The sequence below is a fragment of the Methylobacterium sp. J-088 genome (genome assembly GCF_022829295.1).
GTDB lineage: Bacteria > Pseudomonadota > Alphaproteobacteria > Rhizobiales > Beijerinckiaceae > Methylobacterium.
In genome coordinates, this window is the sequence record NZ_JAKSYH010000149.1 from 1 (window position 1) to 18560 (window position 18560).

Here is an 18560-nt window from a genome sequence, read left to right on the forward strand (position 1 = left end):
TCCGCCACGAGTGCTTCGAGCCGAAGGCGATCCGAGGTGGAGAGCGTGAAAGAGATGCCACTGCGCATCCGGCCAGACTCGCAGGATGGGCCTCAAACCGAAACCCCACACGGACTCAACCGTCAGAGCTCAACCACTAGAGGCCAATCCACGGTTCGGCGCACTCTCCGGCCTGTCCGACGCGGATCTGGACCGCCAGATCGTTCTCGGCCTGAACGACATGGCGTCCGACTGGCCGTCGTTCGGCGCGATGGTCACGAACCTGCGCGAGTCGCCGGCGCCCGCCGACAAGGATCTCGCCAATTCGATTGAGGCGTTCATCGCCGATTGGCAGGCGCAGCAGCGGCAGAAGGCGGCGCAGTAGAGGCGCTGCCGCCCGCATATTCTCGATTTAAAATAATCGGGCGGGGTCCTCACGATAACCCGTTCCCGCTGTACCCGTGAGGGCGTTCGCTCACTGGTTGCTCAGCACTCGCCGCTGCGACGCGACTGCGATCAGGCGCTACATAGGGGTCGTCGCTCCGGCTCGGATGCCGAACGGCACAGGGCCGAACCACGTCATCACGGGATCCGGCCCATTCGCCTATCTCGCTCGCATCGTCACCGATCGGCATCATCGGCGGTTCCTGCAATGTGAGACCATTCTCAATATAACGGATTGCGTTTCGCCGCGCGACGACAGATTGTGCTGTTCTATCAAAAATTAGGTGCACCGTGGACGACAACGCAGGAACAATCGAAGCTCAGGCTGTCGATTTCATGGATCTGACGACCGCGATCGTGGCGGCCTACGTGTCAAACAATTCCGTCCGACCTGGTGACATGCCGGACCTGCTCGCTAGCGTGCACACTGCGCTTACAGCGCTTGGTCAGGATGCTTCGGCCGAAGCACCAGCAGCCCAGAAACTCACCCCCGCCCAGATCCGCAAGTCGATCACGCCGGACGCGCTGATCAGCTTCATCGATGGCAAGCCGTACAAGACCCTGAAGCGGCACCTGAATGGCGCTGGGATGACGATCGAGCAATACCGGGAGCGCTTCGGTCTCCCGCGGGATTACCCCTCGACGGCCGCCAGCTATTCGGCTCAACGTTCCGCGCTCGCCAAGAATGCGGGGCTTGGTCAGCAGCGCCGAAAGGCGGCTCCGAAGGCTGCCGAGCCTGCAGAGACCGTCTCCGACAAGCCGAAGCGGGCTGGGCGGCCGCGAAAGGCGAAGGAAGCTGCAGATGCGTAGGACGCACGACGGGGGTAATCCACCAGACCTCCGCCGCACATCGCGATGAGAGCACACTGTGTGAGCGGGTTAAGCAGGGTCTGACTTAAAGATAAGCGGGGATAACTGGATGATAGCGCATCCCCGTAAGTCCGCATCCAGCAGCAATTCAGAAAATATCTAAACGCGCCGCACTCGGGCGATTGTGATAAAAGGCCGAGAGCACATAAGGTTTGGAACCAGACGTGCTCTCGAAGTTCGAATTACATCGGGCGCTGATTGCGCTTCATCATCATTTTTCTGGACGAACGCTTCATCTTCCGCTTTGAGCGCATCGGTCGCTGGGCCTGCATATCGTCTTGGCCCATGCTATCTGACATACCACCTTGCATCTGACCGCTTCGCATGCCGCCGCCCATGCCGGGCTGCTGCATTTGCGCCGAAGCGGCAGTCGCAAAGCCGAGACCAAGCGCCAGCGTACCGGCAGCAATCCACATTCGATTTGTCATAAAGTAATCCTATGTTGGTTCAGGCGAGGTATCATCATCTGACAATACTAATGTGCCAACCAACATAAGAACGTCATGGCATTAGAGTTCCTGAATACATCTTATGTGTGTTTTTGCCTGCTATCACGTCAGATGTAAATCAGGTACTTTTTTATCCGATTGTTCGATAAGATTTGGATCCCTCCAGCGCCCAAGCCTCGGACCGACGACTTCCCGAACGACCGCTACGGCAAGCTCCGCCTCCGGACCATCCAGGCGCCGCGCGGGTCGGCCGGGGCGCAGTGAGGAGGAAGATGGGCTAATCGATTGACCTCTCGGTCTTCTAGGACGGCTCTTATTGAGGAACTTTCTAAGTCTCTCATGGCCTTGCCGATGTTGGTTTCCAACACAGGTTCGAATGTGTTTAGAATAATTTACAGAAAACAATCAAATATTAGATTTAAGATCTTGAACGTATGCAATGTTGGCGCGCCGATGCCGAGGACCAACGGCTTTGGCACCGCCTGCGCTGGCGATATTTTCTCCTCCCGAGCTGCCAGCGCAGGCCTCCTGTTTGGAGGCGTCCGACATGGCCTACAGCGTCAGGAACGATCGCATCGGAAAGGTTGGGGTGCCGCGGAGCGCGCCCCGGATCTATCAAGCGAAGGACGAGGCGGACGCTATCACGATCGCGGCCTACGAGGTGGACGGGAGTAAGCCCGATCGTCCCCGTATCGCCACTATCACCGACGCCTCCGGGCGCATGCTGTTCACCTACACCGGCCGCGCCACTACGGCGTCTCCAACATGACTGGGAAGGAGCGCGAGGATTGGGCGCTCCACGACCGTGATGTCAGAACGCTCGTCGGCATGATGCTCGCGTTCCAGGGTGCGTTCTTGGCGGTCGCGATGCTGTGGCTGTGAGGCTGGTAATAAGAGCCGCAGCCCCTCGCTACGCCCTTACAGAAACCCGCTCCCCGAGTGCTCCCTGAACGCGTTCGCCCGCCGGATGTAGCCGACGACAGTTCGCGGATCCCGATGGCCCGACTGATCCATGATGCGGGCGAGATCGGCGCCGCGCTCGGCCGCCGAAGTGATGTAGCCGGCCCGCAGGCTGTGCGCCCCGAACGTCGAGGCATCGAGCCCCGCGGCCGTGCAGTAGGCTTTGATGATGTTGGCGACGGACCGATCCGTAAGGCGGGCGGGTTGCGATACGAGCTGCGCACAGTTCCCCCGCACCCGCCCTGATCGCGAGACAGGCCGGAACACCGGACCTTCCGTGATTGCCGCGGCCGCCAGCCATTCGCGCACGAGGCGCACGGGCTGGATGTAGCGCCCCGTTGGGATAGCCTTCTCGAACCCCCTGCCCTCCTGATCGACCTTCGACCGACGCACGAGCACCCGCAGGCCCTCGGGATCCTCGCGCAGGTCCGCGACGTCGAGCGCGACGAGCTCACTCCGGCGAAAGGCGCCCGCGAACCCCAGCGCCAGTAGCGCGCGGTCTCTCTTGCCGGTCAGCGTGTCAGGGGTGCGCGCCAGCAACATCTGCAGCACGTCCACCGTCGCCGCAGCCTTCTGGTTCGGGGCCGTCCCGACGCGCCGCCGGATCCCCTTCATGGTGGCGCGCACGTCCTCGTCGTCGGTCGGATCGGCGACCTTCGCCAACTTGTGCGCGTAGCCGATCGCGGCCAGCCGCCGGCCAATGGTCGAGGCGGACCGCCCAGCCTCTGCTTCGGCCACGAGGAAGCCGGACACGGCCTCAGGGGTCGCCGGTAGGGACCGGAACCCGTACCGGGCGCACCACGCCTGAAACACCTTGGCGTCTGACGTGTAGGCTCGCACGGTGGCTCTGGCCTTACTCGCCTGCTGGTACGCGCGGACGATGGCCGCGGCTTCCGTGGGGAGTTTCGCGGCCTCCTCGTAAAACTCGGCCGGCAGGATTTCAGGTTCGGCCATCATTACCACCGAACGCCGCAATCGCGGCCGGATCTACAGGAGGCGCTATCCTCGCCGGTATTGTCTTCCGGTCTAAGACGCCTCTCAGAGCATTGTACCGGTCTAGCCCCTCCACGATCTCGTAGCGGGGAGCCCTGCCATTTCCGACATCGACAACGGTGACCGGCTCAACTGATCTGTCCGCTTCGATCTGTTGCGCTAGATCCCGAGCACGATCCTGATCTTCGGGGCTCAGCCACTCAAACCCATTCGACATCGCGAACTGATGCAGGGGGACATCGACAGGCTCAATGCCCCGAGCGCGTTCAGCATGTGCCTGCTGTTGGACGAGGGCGAAGATGCGGTAGCGAGCCGCGCTATCAAACCGGGCGAAAAACGTGGTGACTCCGTCAGCACCCAGCTGGTTGAGGAGATAGGCTGCGCCGAGACGAGCTTCCGCTTCGTTCGCATCCCGCTCTTCCAGATTTTTTAGCCGATCACGCTCCTGCTTACGCGCTAGGGCTTCCTCACGCTTCTGCCCCCTAGCGCGGAAGGCGTCCTCATTGTCTCGCTGCTCAGGAGTCAGTGCAGCGCGCCGCGCCTTCTCCTTCTCGGCCGCTATCTGCTTCCGGGCCTCGTCCTTGGCCTCACGTACCTCGTCTAGGATCTTGTCGGGCTGGACGACCTCGCCGGCCTCGATCCGGCGCAGCACCGCGGCGCGGACGGGCGCGGGCGTAGACTTCTCGGAGAGCTTCTGCACCACCGTGAGCGGTAAAGTTCCCAGCGTGGGAAGTTTCGAGCCGAACGCCCGTGCGATATCCATGAAGCGGTAGGCGCTTGACTTGCTGAGCCCGACCCCTCGCTCAACCCATAGCAGGAACTGGCCGTGCTCCAATTCCTCCTGCGCCGCAAGCAGTTCCTGGCCGATCTCGCCAGCGGCCTCAACCGTCCGGCGGAGGATGCCGGAGATGCGAGCAGCCCGCTCCTGCTGCCTGTTGGCCAAGTCCGCTGGCAGCGCGGTGTAGTCGAAGCTCGGCGCGGCGGGCGGCGGATCCAGCGGGAGAAGGTCCATCGTCGATGCGGGCATGCCCATTTCTCCCTCGCGTCAAAGTTCCGAGAACAACCATTATCGGAAGTTACAGCGGCGGGACTCTCAGGTCCAGCATCATGAAGCCGTAAAACTGCAAATTCACAACATCATGAAATTGCGATGCTACGCCTCGCCGTCCCGCTCGGCCTTTGCGATGATCTCTGCGATCGTTGGGTAGCTGCGCGATTTCAGGACGTGCTCCAACCCCTCGACGAACAGGTCATGCTCCTTGCAGCGGTTGTGGTAGGCGATGTCACGCAGCACCTCCTTCACCGCCGGGTGGAGGTAGAACGGCGTCGGCTTAGCCTTCGTCGTCGTCTTGGCCGGGCGCCCTACCCTGCGGGGCTCGGCCTCCACCAGCGGCTCCGGCGTCATCACCTTGGTCTTCAGGTCGTCGACGCTCATGCTGTCGGCATCGAAGATCGAGGGGGCAGGACGGCGGCTCATGCCTTGCTTTCCGATTGCGTGCTGACCCACTTCCAAAGCTGCCGGATCTCATCGGCTGCCTTGCCATCCGCGGCGTACTCCGTAACGCCCATCCCGGCCGCGAAGGCGTCCTGGTAGTCGTTGCGCAGCAGGAGCAGCGGCTCGGCCATGAACCCGATCGACGCGAGGCCCGTGGCGGTGTCGTTCGCCCGGTTGTTGCGCGGGATCGTCGAGCACTGGTTCAGCACGAAGGCGAACTGCTTGCCGCTGCGCATGATCGCTTGGACGGTCGCCCGCACCGCAAGAAGGTCGAGCCGGGTCGGGCGGATCGGGACGAGGCAGAAGGTCGAGGCTTCCATCGCTGCGTGCGTCGTCGGGTTGTCCGCGCCTGCGGTGTCGAGGATCGTCAGCGTGACGCCCTTCTTCTGCAGGCTGCCCAGCATCGTCTTGATCTGGGCGATGCGGTCGAGGGGGAAGCGCTCGACCAGCGGCAGCCGAGGATCGGCGATGGCGGCCTCTTCGGCCTTCGCGCGGATCCGGCCCCACTCGACGAGAGACCCCTGAGGGTCGAGGTCGAAGGCGGCCACCGTCTCTCCAGCCTGCTGAGCTGCGACGGCGATGGAGGTCGCGACGGTCGTTTTGCCGGCGCCGCCCTTCTGCGTGACGAGGGTGATGGTTCTCATTCGCAACGCTATGATTTCGCGACGTTAAGGCGCTGTAAATTCAGAGCGCCACGATGCCAAGAAATTGCAGCGCCGCAATGCCACGAAATTGGGAAGCTGCAGCATCGCAGTGTTGTAGTTTTGCAATTTTACAACGTTGTGAATTTGCAGTGCATGTCGCTGCAGGGCTGGCTGGCGATGGGAAGGGCAGGGAGCTGCGATACCTCCTGGCATGGCCAAAGAGATCCCCAGCGTCGGCGACCTGCGCCGCAACTCTGAGGTCACAGACGATCAGATCGTGGCCGTGTTGGACGCCTACCGGAAGGACGAGAACGCCAAGCCGTTCGCTTTCAAATCCGGCCACTGGATCGACGTGGCCAAGGCGATCTTAATTCGTCTTTGCACCGAGTTCGCCGAGGTGGCGCTGCACGATGCGGTGGGTCTCGGTGGCGAAGGCCTTTAGATCCGGGTTAGTGCCGGACTTGGCCTCTTTGGCGAAAGCGGCGCCGTCCGCGTCGTGGATCGCCTTCATGTCCTTGACGTAGGCGGCATCGAAGGCTGCACCTGATAGCTCCTTCATTCGGTCGAACCGACCCTGGAATTCGGTGTTCAGCGTGTCGGGGAACGAGAGGCCAGCGCCCGTGGCAATCGACTTCAGCTTGTCGCCCACGAGGCCGTGATCGTGCGCTTCGGTGTTGCCCTGGTCCTTGATGTCCTGGCGGGCCCCCTTGCTCGCAGCCAGCTTCCCAAGCTCGACTTCGTACATCCCACCCTGCGAGACCTTGGCTACGAAGGCTTTGTCCTCCTCGGATACGCTCGCTGCCTGTGCTGTTGCGAGGCCGTAGAGCGAGAGAACGGCAGCGACGCAGAAACGAGTGCTGGGACGAGCGTAGGACATGGGATGAAGCTCCTGTTGTCCCCCATCAAGCAGGCGACAAGGACTCATGATGCATCACGCTTCGGTGATCTCGTTCGGGGAGGTTGCGCTGCAAATCGTCGAGAGGGTCGCCGCTGACATGTCACCGCGCTCGGACGAGGAACACTTGGTGAGCGCGCACCTGGGTGTTCGAGGCATCAGCACAGCCCTCAGAAGATCGTCGACGCGTAAGGACCTCGTCCCGGGGAACGATCGAATATCCTGGCCTGAAGTTCAGTCTGACCGGATCGCCAGGTACTGGGTCAGCGGGCGGGCGGTGCTCAGATCGGCCATTCGGATCCGGCCCACGATCAAGGCAGCTGCCTTGGTCGCATAGGGGTAAGCGGATTGCTCGGCGAAGAGGCCATCTGAGGACGACACGATCCAGCGGAAGCACCCAGGGTAAGAAGTACAGGGCACCGCCGCGAGCCTGTAGCTGCGAGACAAGGCGTCGGCCTCATTGATCAGGCAGAGCGGTAGATGGTGGAAGGGCTCACAACAGGAGCCCTCCCAACGCTGGCGGTGAGTGCCTTACATGCGATGCATCATCCGCTTCTTCATCATGTGACGGCGCATCATCCGCTTATGCATCATGCGCTTCTTCATCATCATGCGGTCGCCACGCATCATCTGCACCTGCGTGATGCCCGATTGGTCGACCTGTAGGCTGTTGACGGACATCGGAGCTGCCACGGCGGAACCGGCGCCGAGGGCTAAGCCGCCGAGCAAGGTAGCAGCCGCTAGAGTCAGCATCATCTTCTTCATGCGAGATCCCCTTCAAAGAACGGACTTCCCGTCCGCACTGCTCGGGCAAGCCTGGAAATCTTTCGTAAGTTCCTAAAAGAGCAGGGTTTTTCGCTGTTGGGCGACAGTCCGGAATAAGCCAAAACTTTCTTCTACGGCCTCGATCTAGAGAAAGTTTCAGGCAACAGGTGAAATTTGTGCTGATGAAAGAAATATTTCGACGGATGTAGGTTTTGCCGTAATTTTATAATCTACATTATATTCAAGCTTTACCGCCACGTTGCAGCTTCCGTCCCACGCCACGGTGTGGATGCAATTTGGGAGGGGCCCTGTGACCAGACCAGCCAGTTCGGATCACGAGACCGAGTGTGGATCTGCGGTGCGCGCGCGCCGCCGGTTCCTCAAGTCAGCCGGCATCCTCGTCGCATCGACCGCCTTTCTGGAACTGAACCTCAGCCAGGCGTTCGCCCAGCGCGGCGCCACGCTCGCTGGCGGTACGGTTGACCTCGGCCAGGGCGACTTCGCCGTGTTGAACTACGCCTATGCCCTGGAGCAGCTGGAGGCTGCCTTCTACACCCAGGTGCTGCAGCAGCCCTACCGGGGCTTCAACCCCTCTGACGAGCAGAGCCTTACTGGCATCCAGAGCCACGAGGTCGCCCACCGCGAGTTCTTCCGCTCCGCGCTCGGCGGCAATGCAATCCCGGACCTGCAGGTCGACTTCGGACGGGTCAACTTCGCCAGCCGCCAGAGTGTGCTCGGCACTGCCCGCACCTTCGAGGATCTCGGGGTGGCCGCCTATAACGGCGCCGGTCAGCTCCTGCGCAACCCCGACTTCTTGGCCAAAGCCGGCTCAATCGTCTCGGTCGAGGCACGCCATGCTGCCACGATCCGTGACATGCTCAACCCCTACAGCGCATCGTTCGCCGGCAACGACATCGTCGACGGCAACGGCCTCGATCGCGCGCTCGTGCCCTCGCAGGTGCTGCCCAAGGTGGTGCCGTTCGTCCTCACCCCCGTCAGTGCGAGCCAGCTGCCGTGATCGCCCAGCCGACACTCGCCGCCGCCACAGAGGACGCCGCCATGACTGTATCCATGTCCGCAGCCCCCACGCTGATCGGGACCCTCGACCCCGATCTCGCCGCCCGGATGACGTCACGCCGGGACCTATTCAGCCGCGCCGCCGGTACGCTCGGGGCGCTCGCCAGCGCACCAACGTTGCTGGCGGTTGCCTCCACCGAGGTCTTCGCCCAGGGCCTGCCGGGGCAAGTCGTCGACGTGCTCCGTTTCGCCCTCACCCTGGAGTACCTGGAAGCGGAGTTCTACCGCACCGCGCTGGCCACGCCTCGCCTAATCCCGGCACGCTATCGAGCCGTGTTCACGCAGCTCGCCCGGCACGAGGCCGAGCACGTGCGGCTGCTGCAGGGCGCGCTCGGCGGTGCCGCCATCCCGCCGCCGGCTTTCGACTTCACGGCCAAGGGCAAGTACCCGGACGTGTTCGCGAACTTCGACACGTTCACGACGCTGTCGAGCACGTTCGAGGATCTCGGCGTGGCGGCGTACAAGGGGCAGGCCGGCAACCTGCAGGGAACGCCGGTGCTGACGACAGCGCTGCAGATCCATTCCGTCGAGGCGCGACACGCCGCCGAGGTGCGGCGGGTGCGCGGCTTCGTCGGTTGGGATGGAGCCTTCGACGCGCCGCTTACCAAAGCGGCGGTGCTGGCTGCTGCTGCGCCTTTCTTGGCCGGAGGCGCCTGAAGGCACCACACGCCGGTGGCACGGCATCAACCGCGCCTCTCGCCTCTACTCGGGGATGAGTTTGCCCGTGTAGACCACCGGCCCGGTCGGCTGCCCGGTTGGGGAGCCGCCAGGCGGCTCGACCGAGACAGCGATCGCGCCGTCCGGCGATGCCCCTGGCGGCAGCTTCACCCGGCTCGGAGTGGCGCCTACAAGGCCGAGTGGCTTCGGTCCCGCAGCGCCGACATACCAAAGCTGCAAGTTCCGGCCAGCAGGAGCTTCGGCACCGACCGGCCGCACCTGCGCTGTGCCGGTGCGGGTATCAACGCGCACGATCAGCGCCGGTAGCGCCCCGCCGCCCTGCACCACCGCGAGGTAGCGGCCGCGCTCCGGCTCCTGACGCAATCCTACCGCCACGAACAGCGCGAGCCCAGCCGCCAGCAGCCCGGCTCCGGCCGCCGTAATCCGCCAGCGCCGCACCTGCCTGCGCAAGGCGGCAAGCTGATCCGATGGTCCGGGGAGAGGGCCGGGTAAGGATTGAAGCAATGCCGCGCGTACTCGCGGCGACGGCGCGACGGGCGGGACAGCATCGAGCAGCGGTGCCAGCCGCCGCTCCCAGTCCCGCACCCGGCTCGCCGTGCCGAGATCGACGGCGATCTCCCGTTCCATCTCCGCCCGCTCCAGCGTGTCGAGCGTGCCAAGCGCGTACTCGGCGGCGCGCAGGTCAGGATCCGGTCCAGGATCAGGATTGCCTGGGCCGCTCACGCTACCGTCTCCAAGCAAGTCCGCAGGGACGCGAGCGCCCGGTGTAACCACGTCTTGATCGTGTTGACGGGTCTGTTGTGGCGCAGGGCGAGTTCCTCCCTGGAATGCCCCTCGCAGTAGGCTAGCACCACGCAATCACGGTGCATCGGCTCGAGCTGGCTTAGGCAGGTGCTAAGCGCGTCCCGGTACATGAACGCCGTCGCGTCGTCGTGCGGGTCCATCAGTCGCGCTACCCAATCCTCGCCGTAGTCCTCCGAAGGACCCTGTACCTCGGCCGTGTCTTTCCGGCGCAGAACGTCGATCGCCCGGTTGCGAGCGATGATGCATAGCCAAGTCAGCGGACGCCCGGTTGCAGGATCATAGCTTCCGGCCGCCTGCCAAACCCGCAAGTACACGTCCTGCAGAACGTCCTCGGCCAAGCCACGGTCCTTTTGGATACGCAGGATGACGCCGAAGAGTTTCGGGCTGGTTAGGTCGTAGAGCCGGGCGAGCGCTGCGGCATCGCCGCGGCCGACCTCAGCGAGTAGCCCCCGCAGTGCATCGTCGTCGGCCAATTCCAGCACTCAGCTTCTATGCGCGGCTGCTCAGGATGCCTCGTACCCTTCCAGACCCTAATTTCAAACCGCGTACCGACCGGATTGCGAGTTGGGCGGTCGCTGAAACTATTGAGCCGATACCTCCGTTCTTCGGGGGCGTGGTCAATCTCGGCGGCGCTATCGCCGGGGCTTGTTGTGGCACGTACCCCTCTCTTGATCCTTGCGGCTGCCCTAACGGTAGGCGCTCTCAGCCCAGCAAATGCCGCGACGAAGAAGGTGCGCGTGCCGAACCAGTACGACGGCTCGTGGACCATCGTCGCCACCACGGCTGCGGGCCCGTGCTCGGCCAGCACGAGCTACCACGTGCAGATCAAGGACAGCGACGCCTCGCTCCCCGGGGAGGACATCGACATCGACGGCGGTGTGTCGGCTGGTGGCGCTGTGCAGGCTACGATCACCAGCGGTGCGAACAAGGTGCCGATCGCCGGCAGCCTGACCGCGCAGGGCAGTGGCAGCGGCACATGGCGCACGTCAGGCGGGTTGGTCGAGTGCAGCGGTAGTTGGACTGCTAAGCGGGCAGGCTGAAGAGCCCCGCCGCCCGGTCTGATCACAGGCTGACGGGGCTCGGTGTCGTTCCTCACGGTCGGGGGCCAAACAGCCGAGCAAGCCAAAACGATTTGGCTGCTCGACCGATGGCGCAGACTCAGCAGTTGTCGGCGCCGGGCTTCACAGGCTGGCCCTCTGGAGCCTTCTTCGAACCGTCATCCTTCATGGCTGCGCCTGTGTTGTTCATCGCGCCGACCGTGCCGGGAGACTCCGCTTTTGCCCCGGGGCTCACCTTGGCGGTCGAGCCGCCATCGACATTTGAGCTCGCATCCTTCCCAGTAGCTGCATTCGTCGTTGTGCCGACATTGCACGGCGCAGCAACAGCCAGGCTCGCTGAGAGCGCCACCATCGTGGCGGCGGTGGCGATATTCAGGATCTTGGACATGCTTCCTCCAGTTTCTTAAGCCTGGAAGAAGACCAATCATCGTCCGTTGTTCCAGACGGCTCAGCGCGGCAACTGCTCACGCCCGGAGATACAGGGTTATCCCTTCCGCTCCCGAACCCGCACCCCGGCTCCGCCACCGTTCTCAGGGATGAACTCTAGGCCTGAGGCTTCAAAGGTCCGTCGTAGCTTGCCCAAGTTGTCGGCGAGCGAGTTCGGCACGCCGTCGCTCTCCTCCATGCGCCTGATCGTGGCCGACGAGACGCCGGACGCCATCGCCAGTTCGGCAACGGACCAGCGCATGAAGCCGCGAGCCATCCTGATCTGTGCCGCCGTTAGCATTCCGGACCCGTGATAAAAAACTGCTCTCGCATGAGCAGAATGTGTTGACGCACGATCGCACTTGAGCAATATTAGCTCATGGGCGCAGCAAACGGAAGCGGCGCCGAGCAGGATTTGCCGCTCATGTCCTACCGCACCGTCTCCTGGAACCGGATCTCCCGCTCGCTGCACGATAGCAAGCCCAAGATCCCCGCCGGCCTGCTCTCAGCCCGCGCTTTCATCCAGTTCGGCGCCGGCTAGCGCCCCCTCGTCGTCTCCGGCCAGTACGACCGTGCCGCCATCATGGCTGCCGCCTGCCGCGCTGCCCCCGGCATCATGGAGCGCTGCGGCGTCACCCGCCGCGTGGCGATGTCCTCCGCTCTCAAGGCCGCTTGGCAGGTCGCCAAGGCCGCCCACCGCGCCGCTGCTCACTAAGGCCCTGAGTCCAGAGGCCGTTTTCGGACTTCTGAGCGCCTGAAAACCTATTCGGCTCAGCAATTTGAGCGACTGAGTCCACCACCCCACCAGGCCCACCCCCACGAGCCCCATCAGGAGCGCGAACGATGTCCTATGCCCGCATTCCAAATTTCAGCCAGCCCGTCCCGGCCCGCAGCGACAGCCCGCGCACCGGTCGCCGCCGCCTCTCAGCCGATGGCCGCTACCTCAACCTGCCGAACGAACCCGTGCCCGGCGAGATCGAGCCCTGGCAGGCCGTCGCCCCCGTCCGTCCCGACACGGCGCACAGCCGCAGCCTGCGCTTCCTCGACACGGCCGGCGAGCTGCTGGCCGCGGTCGCCATCATCGGCGGCGGCATGGTGCTGACCGGCCTCGCCACCCTGCTCTGAACCCAGCCCGCAACCCGAGCGGGCCGGAAGCCCGCGGCCTCCCCTGAGGATCCGTGATGCGCAATCCCCTGTCGCGGCGCCCAGACACTTCTCGGCCGTCCCTGCGTGAGCGCGCCGCCAGCCTGCGCGCCGCCGCCGAGCGCCTGATCCGGGGCGAGCCGGTCCAGTCGACCGAGCCCGCACCTATCGGCCTCGCCTTTGGCGCGCTGGATCCAATGCACGGGCTGATCGAGCGTCACCGCGCGGCCTGGTTCGCCTTCCAGATCGCGCCACCGGGCGAGGCGACCATCCTCGCCAGCGACGAGCTGGACATCGCCCTACAGACGCTGCTCGGCACGGGGTGTACGTGCCGGGCGGATGCCGTCGACCTACTGCGGCACCTGCACTGGTTCCTCAACACCGAGGGCGTGAACAACCCCGCCGACAACTTCGACTGGCGGGTGGCCCAGGCGCGCGCGATCGACCTCGCGCTGCTTCTCGGCCCAGCCGCGTCTCGCCCGCGGTGACGGGCGGCTATTCCTCGACGGGCGAGGTCTTTCGGGTCGAGGGCTTGATCGTCAGGCCCTTGGCGTGAAGCCCGGCCTCGATGAGGCGGCGGATTGCTTCGGCCTCAGTCCCGATCCGCTCGCCGAACCTGAAATCCGCGATGGCCTCGGCCAGTTCGATCGGCACCGAGACGATCTTGCGAGTGTCCATTTCCTTCGTCCTCGGCACGCTCGCGCCTCCTGATCCGATTATGCGACTCACTTACATCAGCGGCGCTTATCTTAAAAATGATACACAATCATCGTTGACGCGGAAACAGGCGTCTATAACCTATGCCTGCTTCTCGCAGGTTTTGGGCGGCGCAGACCCTCCAATCCACTGTTCTCAGGAACGCCGCCCATTCCCCCATGGCTGGTGAGCGCGGATCTGCGCCCGCCGCCGGCCGTGAAACCTGACCCGCGGTTCGCGGCAGGCACTACCCCAACCCCGAACCTTTCATCCTGTGGTCCAAGGAGCCCGCGAGTGGTCTCTACGAAGCTGTCCAACGCCAACCCGTCCAACCAAGCCGTGCGCCCGTCCCTCAAGGAGCGCGTGGCTGCCCTGAAAGCTCTGGCCGTCCGTGCCGTCCGCCTCGACGCGGCCCCGCCGCCGGAACCGCAGCCCAACCCAGTCGACTGGTACAGCCCGCCGCCCGGCTTCATGTCCTACCCCGAGCGGGAGCCGATGAGCTTCCTCAACATCCCCGAAGGGTTGCGCTTGGAACTGGAACGCCTGCGCAACATCGCCGAGCTTGAGGTCGAGCGCGTGGTCGAGATGACCGGCGAGAACGTCCATGAGGCGATGCGCGCCGGCATCGAGAGCCGCATGCGTCGGCGCCTTCGCCTCGACGGGATCGAGGCTGCTCTGGCCCCGGAGGTGCCGGCCTCGGCTGGGGTCGAGGATTATGCCGGTCTCATCTACTACGAGGACGCCACCGGCAACGCGCGCCGCGCACCGGTCGCAGCCTGGATCAACTTCACGGCGATGCGCCTCTACACGGTGGCGCGCCAAGAAATGAGCCGGCAGTTCAACGCCCAGTGCGGCGGCCTGGACGAGGCGGGGAACCGCGCCCTGGACGCCAAGCTTCGGCGCGAGCTACGCATCGACGCCCTGTTCGCCCTGACCTTCCATTCGCACAAGGTGTTCGAGGCGGCTGATTTGAGGCGGTACGGCACCGAGGAGGAGATCGCCGCGGCCGCCCCAGAGATTGAGGTCGACCCTGTCCACGAGGCGATTGAGGCGGTGCGCCGCTGCCTCCTGGATTGCGTGGCAGCCCAGAAAATCCCGCAGCCGCCCGGCCACATAGATCCGCTGCCGGAGCAGGAGGCCGCCCACACGGCCCTGCACGTCAGCCTCGATGCCCTCAAGGTGACGGTGCCGACCACGGCGCGCGGATGCGCAGCACTCGCCCGGTTCGCCGTCGAATTCCACGCCAGCGAGGATTTCGCTGTCGATGAGGACGAGCGCGGCCAGCAGCACCTCCGCGTCCTCGACCTGATCGCCCGATCGCCCGCGCTTCTCCGGCCAAAAACCACTCAGCACTCGCCACCCAGCCTTGTCGACCAGATCGACTTCGCGTCCGCCTCGCTGGAGGACCTGCAGGCGCTTAACGACCTATCGGACCACGTCGGCACCTTCGCCTACGCCCTGGTTTGGACCGGCCGTTGCCACACCCAGGGGTGGGATGAGAGCAAGAACCTGGGCGATCAGTACAACGCCGCCGGGAAGCTGATGCGGTGGCTGGGCGATGCCCTGACCGACGTCGAGACCGCGGCCAACGAGGAGGCGCGCCGCCGTCGTCCGACCACGCCCTGCGATCGCGAGACGCGGCTGTCGACGCTGGCCGCCACGACCATCGGCAACGGCGACCCCGACGAGATCGAGGCATTCGCTCGCGATCTGACCGCCCATGCCGAGGCTGCGCGCCGGGGCCGCTGATAGCGGCGGCCCACCCCTTCGCGTGCCTGCGTACCGCCCCGGCCGGATCCCGCCGGGCCTTCCCATCACATCCCGAGACCTGACCCCATGGGCGACGTCCTGACATTTACCCCGCGGCCGAAGCCGGCAGTTCCCGAGATCCTGCCGCCACTAGCTGGGGCCGATCTACGCGCCAGCCTGGAGGAGGCGGCTCAGGTTGCTCTCGACGCGGCGGACCGGATTATCGCGGTTCTGGACCGCATGGACGGTGACGCCGACCATGAGGACGGCGGGGACGCTGAACCGTCCCTGGCCGCCCCCGAGAACACCGAGGGCTCGCAGGTCGTCTACATGCGCGGCGGCGATCAGGACCGCGAGGTCGATGCGCCCAAGACCGTGCTGCCGGAGGTGCTGATCGAGCCGCAGCCGAGGGGCGAGATCCTGCCCTGGCGCGGCCGCGGCAACGTCATCGCGGCGGCCGGCTCGTTCCTCGTCGACCTGCTGGAGCGCGCGTGATGTCGCCTCTGCCACTATCGCAACGCTGCGCCGGTCGCTGCCTGAGACGGCTTGCTTTCTGGTCACGACGCTATGGCTCCGCTGACTTAATCGGTGCCCAGAGGCGGCGCATGCTTGCGTAGAGCGTCCGGGTCTCCGAGCTCATAGATCCCGCTGTAATTGCATTCCCAGCAATTAGGGCGGTCGACCTGTCTCCATGACGGCACAGGCGGCCGAGAAACGGGCCGCTGCCGCTGCTCGAAGTAGCTTTGCTAGACCTGGCCCATCGACAAGTTGAATTTCACAACGTCACGCTGACAACAGGCACCCGCGCGATCGTAACCGACGGGTCCGCTCTGGGTGACACAGGATACGACGATGGCGGGCGGTCAGGGCGGGAACGGGCCGAGTGGTACTGGCGGCGGAGCGGCCGGCCAAGATGACCTGACTAGCAATGGAACGGGTGGCAGCGGTGGCTCTGGTATTCAGCTGGGCGCAGGCGGTGGCGGTGGCGGTAGCGGTGCCACCGGCGGCGCAGGCGGTTCCGGCGCTGGCGGTGCAGCTGGAGGTGCAGCTACACCTTCCCAAGGCGGCCCCGTCCTAAATGGTACTCAAGGCACATCTGCAGGTATTGGATCAAATGGTGGTGGCGGCGGTGGTGGCGGCGCACCAGTCACTCAACCTAATGTACTGGGGTCAGGCACTCTCAATGGTATCGATTTTTCTTTTGCGAGAGGCTCGGGCGGAGCTGGTGGAGCTGGCGATGGTACTGGAGGAGGCGGCGGCGGCGGCGGCGGCGGAACTTATCTAGGTATTACTGGCAACGTTGCTACATCAAACGGGACAATCCTCACCGGCGGCACCGGTGGTCAGGGGGGTAACGCTGGTGGCAGCTTTGGCTCTTTCGGCGGCAATGGTGGTGACGGCGGCGCGGCGATAATATTCGGTTCCGGCAGTACTTTTACCATCGCAGGCGGATCACAAGTTGTAGGCGGATCGGGCGGCGCTGGAGGAAGCGGCGGGGTAGCCGGTGCCGCTGGCATGCAAGGAACTGGCGGCGCGGGCGTCGTCGCTACAAATTCGACCGTCTCGGTGAATGCCGGTGGTACGTTGGCCGGCGGCACTGGCTCGACCATGGGCAACGCCGCGACGTTCACGTCGGGCGCGAACACGCTCAATCTCGGTGGCGCGATCAATGGCAACGTCGCGATCCAGACCGGCACGCTGCAGATCAACGCGGCCGCCGGTGGCTCGACGCTGGCCAACTCCATCACCGGCGCTGGCGGGGTCATCCAGAACAGCGCTGATACCCTGACGCTGGCTGGCGCCAACACTTTCACCGGGGCGACGACGATCAGTCAGGGCACGCTGGCCCTGTCGGGATCTGGCTCGATCGCCAACTCCAGCGGCATTGCCAACGCCGGAACCTTCGATATTTCAGGCACGACAGCAGGCGCCTCGGTCTCCACGCTGTCGGGTGCCGGCGGGACGACGCTGGGCGCGCAGACCCTAACCGTCACGAACGGCTCGACCAGCTACAGCGGTACGATCGCTGGAACTGGTGGTGTGGCAGTCACCGGCGGCACGCAGACGCTGACCGGGGCCAACACCTACTCCGGTGGCACGACGATCGGCGCGACCGGGAGCGCGACGTCCAGCACGCTGCAGCTCGGTGTAGCGACCTCGGCCGGCACGGGGCCCATCACCTTCGCCAGCATGTCGGGCAACGCCACCGCGCGACTTGGGCTCGATGTCGCCGCTCAGCCGGCCAACAACACCACCTTCTCCAACACGATCGCCAACTTCGGCTCTGGCAACGAACTCGCACTTGCCGGGCTGAGCAACTCCAGCGTCAGCTACAACAGCGCCAACACCTCGATCACCGTAACTGGCACCCGGGCTGGGGGCGGCCAGGTGAGCGAGAACTTCGTGCTGTCCGCTCCGCGCACGACCAGCTTCGCGGCGGTGTCTGACGGCAATGGCGGGACTGTCATCCGTGCTGCGCCAGCGACCAATCCTACTACTCCAGCTAGACCCGCCCCCTGCTACGTCACGGGCACCCGCATCCGCGTCCTGCGGGGGCACACCCTGCAAGACGTCCTGGTCGAGCATTTGCGTGTGGGTGACCTCGCCATCACTGCATCCGGTAAGCCCCGTCCCATCCGCTGGATCGGCTCCCGTGGCTATGCCGGCTTGACTGCCCCTAAGGCTGATTGCCCGGTGCGCATCAATGCTGGTGCTCTGGCCGAGGGTGTGCCCTCTCGTGACCTGCTCGTCTCTCCCGACCACTGCTTGTGGCTCGACGGGCTGTTCGTGGCTGCCGGTCACCTCGTGAACGGCACGAGCATCACCCGCGGTGAGGCTGTTCGGGACCTGACATACTGGCACGTCGAACTCGATGCCCACGACCTACTGCTCGCCGAGAACACCCCGGCCGAGAGCTTCCTGCCAGCTCCGGGCGTGCGCGTAGGTTTCGATGGCGTCCAAGCCCTCGACGCGGGCACGGCGCCTCTACCCTACGCCCTACGCACCGAACTCGGACCCGAACTGGCTGCGTTACGTGGGCGCTTGGCCCGTCGCGCTATCTCGTCGGGTGAGGCCGCCGACCTAGGCCCCATGCGGGCGTGGCTGGACCGCTGTGTGATCGGAACCGACGGCCTGCTGCACGTAGGGGGCTGGGCGCAGGATGCTGCGCAGCCCGACGCTGCGGTGTGCCTAGACATCTTGGTAGACGGGGCTGTGGTGGCCTTCACAGTAGCTAGCGAGTACCGCGCGGACTTGGCAACAGTCGGTGTCGGAGACGGCCGGGTTGGTTTCGAACTTGGTCTAGACATGCCTTTAGCGGCAGGCCTGCCGCACGTCGTCGAGGTGCGCCGCTCGGCCGACGGGACTTTGGTGTGCGCCAAGCAGGTCGACGCGGTGGGAACATGGACGGCGCTCTTGGCGGCGTGACCACCCCAG

General features: G+C 64.7%; 27 protein-coding genes. 16 read left to right on the forward strand and 11 right to left on the reverse strand.

Annotated features, from left to right (window positions below; translation table 11 throughout):
• Positions 1-85: 85 nt before the first annotated feature.
• Both MKK63_RS16760 and MKK63_RS16765 read left to right on the forward strand, forming a co-directional pair.
• A complete protein-coding gene (locus tag MKK63_RS16760) occupies positions 86-364 on the forward strand; it encodes a hypothetical protein (RefSeq protein WP_244003710.1) in 279 nt (92 codons plus the stop codon).
• 350 nt (positions 365-714) lie between these two features.
• Positions 715-1233, forward strand: coding sequence for a MucR family transcriptional regulator (locus MKK63_RS16765; protein WP_409564524.1), 519 nt, complete (start codon positions 715-717; stop codon positions 1231-1233).
• A 242-nt stretch (positions 1234-1475) separates the two neighbouring features.
• Here MKK63_RS16765 and MKK63_RS16770 read toward each other — a convergent pair whose 3' ends face one another.
• Positions 1476-1721 (reverse strand): hypothetical protein, encoded by a 246-nt coding sequence (locus tag MKK63_RS16770; RefSeq protein ID WP_244003712.1) that lies wholly within the window; start codon positions 1719-1721, stop codon positions 1476-1478.
• Positions 1722-2289: 568 nt separating this feature from the next.
• Here MKK63_RS16770 and MKK63_RS16775 point away from each other — a divergent pair.
• Positions 2290-2511 (forward strand): hypothetical protein, encoded by a 222-nt coding sequence (locus MKK63_RS16775; RefSeq protein ID WP_244003713.1) that lies wholly within the window; start codon positions 2290-2292, stop codon positions 2509-2511.
• Between the two features lie 149 nt (positions 2512-2660).
• On the opposite strand, the gene MKK63_RS16780 is transcribed toward MKK63_RS16775, so the two are convergent.
• The 4 genes from MKK63_RS16780 to MKK63_RS16795 all read right to left on the reverse strand — a co-directional run bounded on the left by MKK63_RS16780 (position 2661) and on the right by MKK63_RS16795 (position 5834).
• Positions 2661-3656 carry a site-specific integrase gene (locus MKK63_RS16780; RefSeq protein WP_244003715.1) on the reverse strand — a complete coding sequence of 332 codons (996 nt, stop codon included), beginning with the start codon at positions 3654-3656 and terminating at the stop codon, positions 2661-2663.
• Positions 3643-4722, reverse strand: coding sequence for a DUF3102 domain-containing protein (locus MKK63_RS16785; RefSeq protein ID WP_244003717.1), 1080 nt, complete (start codon positions 4720-4722; stop codon positions 3643-3645). The genes MKK63_RS16780 and MKK63_RS16785 overlap by 14 nt, the downstream gene beginning before the upstream one ends.
• A 126-nt stretch (positions 4723-4848) precedes the next feature.
• Entirely contained in the window at positions 4849-5172 is a 324-nt protein-coding gene (locus MKK63_RS16790; protein WP_244003719.1) for a hypothetical protein, read from the reverse strand.
• Entirely contained in the window at positions 5169-5834 is a 666-nt protein-coding gene (locus MKK63_RS16795; protein ID WP_244003721.1) for a ParA family protein, read from the reverse strand. The genes MKK63_RS16790 and MKK63_RS16795 overlap by 4 nt, the downstream gene beginning before the upstream one ends.
• A gap of 211 nt (positions 5835-6045) precedes the next feature.
• On the opposite strand from MKK63_RS16795, the gene MKK63_RS16800 reads away from it, so the two are divergent.
• On the forward strand, positions 6046-6276 hold the full coding sequence (locus MKK63_RS16800; RefSeq protein WP_244003723.1) for a hypothetical protein: 231 nt from the start codon (positions 6046-6048) through the stop codon (positions 6274-6276).
• Here MKK63_RS16800 and MKK63_RS16805 read toward each other — a convergent pair.
• Both MKK63_RS16805 and MKK63_RS16810 read right to left on the reverse strand, forming a co-directional pair.
• A complete protein-coding gene (locus MKK63_RS16805) occupies positions 6202-6711 on the reverse strand; it encodes a DUF4142 domain-containing protein (protein WP_244003725.1) in 510 nt (169 codons plus the stop codon). The two genes, MKK63_RS16800 and MKK63_RS16805, sit on opposite strands and share 75 nt — an antisense overlap.
• A 549-nt stretch (positions 6712-7260) precedes the next feature.
• The gene (locus MKK63_RS16810; protein WP_243925382.1) at positions 7261-7494 is read right to left on the reverse strand and encodes a hypothetical protein; all 234 of its coding nucleotides are present in this window, start codon (positions 7492-7494) and stop codon (positions 7261-7263) included.
• A gap of 310 nt (positions 7495-7804) precedes the next feature.
• On the opposite strand from MKK63_RS16810, the gene MKK63_RS16815 reads away from it, so the two are divergent.
• Positions 7805-8512, forward strand: coding sequence for a ferritin-like domain-containing protein (locus tag MKK63_RS16815; RefSeq protein ID WP_244003727.1), 708 nt, complete (start codon positions 7805-7807; stop codon positions 8510-8512).
• Positions 8513-8565: 53 nt separating this feature from the next.
• Positions 8566-9228 (forward strand): ferritin-like domain-containing protein, encoded by a 663-nt coding sequence (locus tag MKK63_RS16820; protein WP_243925385.1) that lies wholly within the window; start codon positions 8566-8568, stop codon positions 9226-9228.
• A 45-nt stretch (positions 9229-9273) separates the two neighbouring features.
• On the opposite strand, the gene MKK63_RS16825 is transcribed toward MKK63_RS16820, so the two are convergent.
• Complete coding sequence (locus MKK63_RS16825) at positions 9274-9972, reverse strand: anti-sigma factor domain-containing protein (RefSeq protein ID WP_244003729.1); 699 nt, start codon at positions 9970-9972, stop codon at positions 9274-9276.
• On the reverse strand, positions 9969-10526 hold the full coding sequence (locus tag MKK63_RS16830) for a sigma-70 family RNA polymerase sigma factor (protein WP_243925389.1): 558 nt from the start codon (positions 10524-10526) through the stop codon (positions 9969-9971). Before MKK63_RS16830 ends, MKK63_RS16825 begins: the two co-directional genes overlap by 4 nt.
• A gap of 177 nt (positions 10527-10703) precedes the next feature.
• Here MKK63_RS16830 and MKK63_RS16835 point away from each other — a divergent pair, with 177 nt between their 5' ends.
• On the forward strand, positions 10704-11093 hold the full coding sequence (locus MKK63_RS16835) for a heme utilization protein (protein WP_244003731.1): 390 nt from the start codon (positions 10704-10706) through the stop codon (positions 11091-11093).
• A 118-nt stretch (positions 11094-11211) separates the two neighbouring features.
• Here the strand turns inward: MKK63_RS16835 and MKK63_RS16840 are convergent, their stop codons facing one another.
• Complete coding sequence (locus MKK63_RS16840) at positions 11212-11499, reverse strand: hypothetical protein (protein WP_244003733.1); 288 nt, start codon at positions 11497-11499, stop codon at positions 11212-11214.
• 187 nt (positions 11500-11686) lie between these two features.
• Here MKK63_RS16840 and MKK63_RS16845 point away from each other — a divergent pair, with 187 nt between their 5' ends.
• The 4 genes from MKK63_RS16845 (at position 11687) to MKK63_RS16855 (ending at position 13168) form a co-directional block, all read left to right on the forward strand.
• Positions 11687-11851, forward strand: coding sequence for a hypothetical protein (locus MKK63_RS16845; RefSeq protein ID WP_244003736.1), 165 nt, complete (start codon positions 11687-11689; stop codon positions 11849-11851).
• A gap of 269 nt (positions 11852-12120) precedes the next feature.
• On the forward strand, positions 12121-12252 hold the full coding sequence (locus tag MKK63_RS31720) for a hypothetical protein (protein ID WP_279574709.1): 132 nt from the start codon (positions 12121-12123) through the stop codon (positions 12250-12252).
• A gap of 128 nt (positions 12253-12380) precedes the next feature.
• A complete protein-coding gene (locus tag MKK63_RS16850) occupies positions 12381-12662 on the forward strand; it encodes a hypothetical protein (RefSeq protein ID WP_244003738.1) in 282 nt (93 codons plus the stop codon).
• A gap of 56 nt (positions 12663-12718) precedes the next feature.
• Positions 12719-13168, forward strand: coding sequence for a hypothetical protein (locus tag MKK63_RS16855; protein WP_244003740.1), 450 nt, complete (start codon positions 12719-12721; stop codon positions 13166-13168).
• A gap of 7 nt (positions 13169-13175) precedes the next feature.
• Here MKK63_RS16855 and MKK63_RS16860 read toward each other — a convergent pair whose 3' ends face one another.
• A complete protein-coding gene (locus MKK63_RS16860) occupies positions 13176-13358 on the reverse strand; it encodes a hypothetical protein (RefSeq protein ID WP_244003742.1) in 183 nt (60 codons plus the stop codon).
• A 312-nt stretch (positions 13359-13670) separates the two neighbouring features.
• On the opposite strand from MKK63_RS16860, the gene MKK63_RS16865 reads away from it, so the two are divergent.
• From MKK63_RS16865 to MKK63_RS16880, 5 genes are all read left to right on the forward strand, one after another.
• Positions 13671-15125 (forward strand): hypothetical protein, encoded by a 1455-nt coding sequence (locus MKK63_RS16865; protein WP_244003744.1) that lies wholly within the window; start codon positions 13671-13673, stop codon positions 15123-15125.
• A gap of 87 nt (positions 15126-15212) precedes the next feature.
• Positions 15213-15620, forward strand: coding sequence for a hypothetical protein (locus MKK63_RS16870; protein ID WP_244003746.1), 408 nt, complete (start codon positions 15213-15215; stop codon positions 15618-15620).
• A 451-nt stretch (positions 15621-16071) separates the two neighbouring features.
• Positions 16072-16203, forward strand: coding sequence for a hypothetical protein (locus MKK63_RS31725; RefSeq protein ID WP_279574710.1), 132 nt, complete (start codon positions 16072-16074; stop codon positions 16201-16203).
• A complete protein-coding gene (locus MKK63_RS16875) occupies positions 16204-16410 on the forward strand; it encodes a hypothetical protein (protein ID WP_244003752.1) in 207 nt (68 codons plus the stop codon).
• A 230-nt stretch (positions 16411-16640) separates the two neighbouring features.
• On the forward strand, positions 16641-18551 hold the full coding sequence (locus tag MKK63_RS16880; RefSeq protein ID WP_244003748.1) for a Hint domain-containing protein: 1911 nt from the start codon (positions 16641-16643) through the stop codon (positions 18549-18551).
• Positions 18552-18560: the final 9 nt, after the last annotated feature.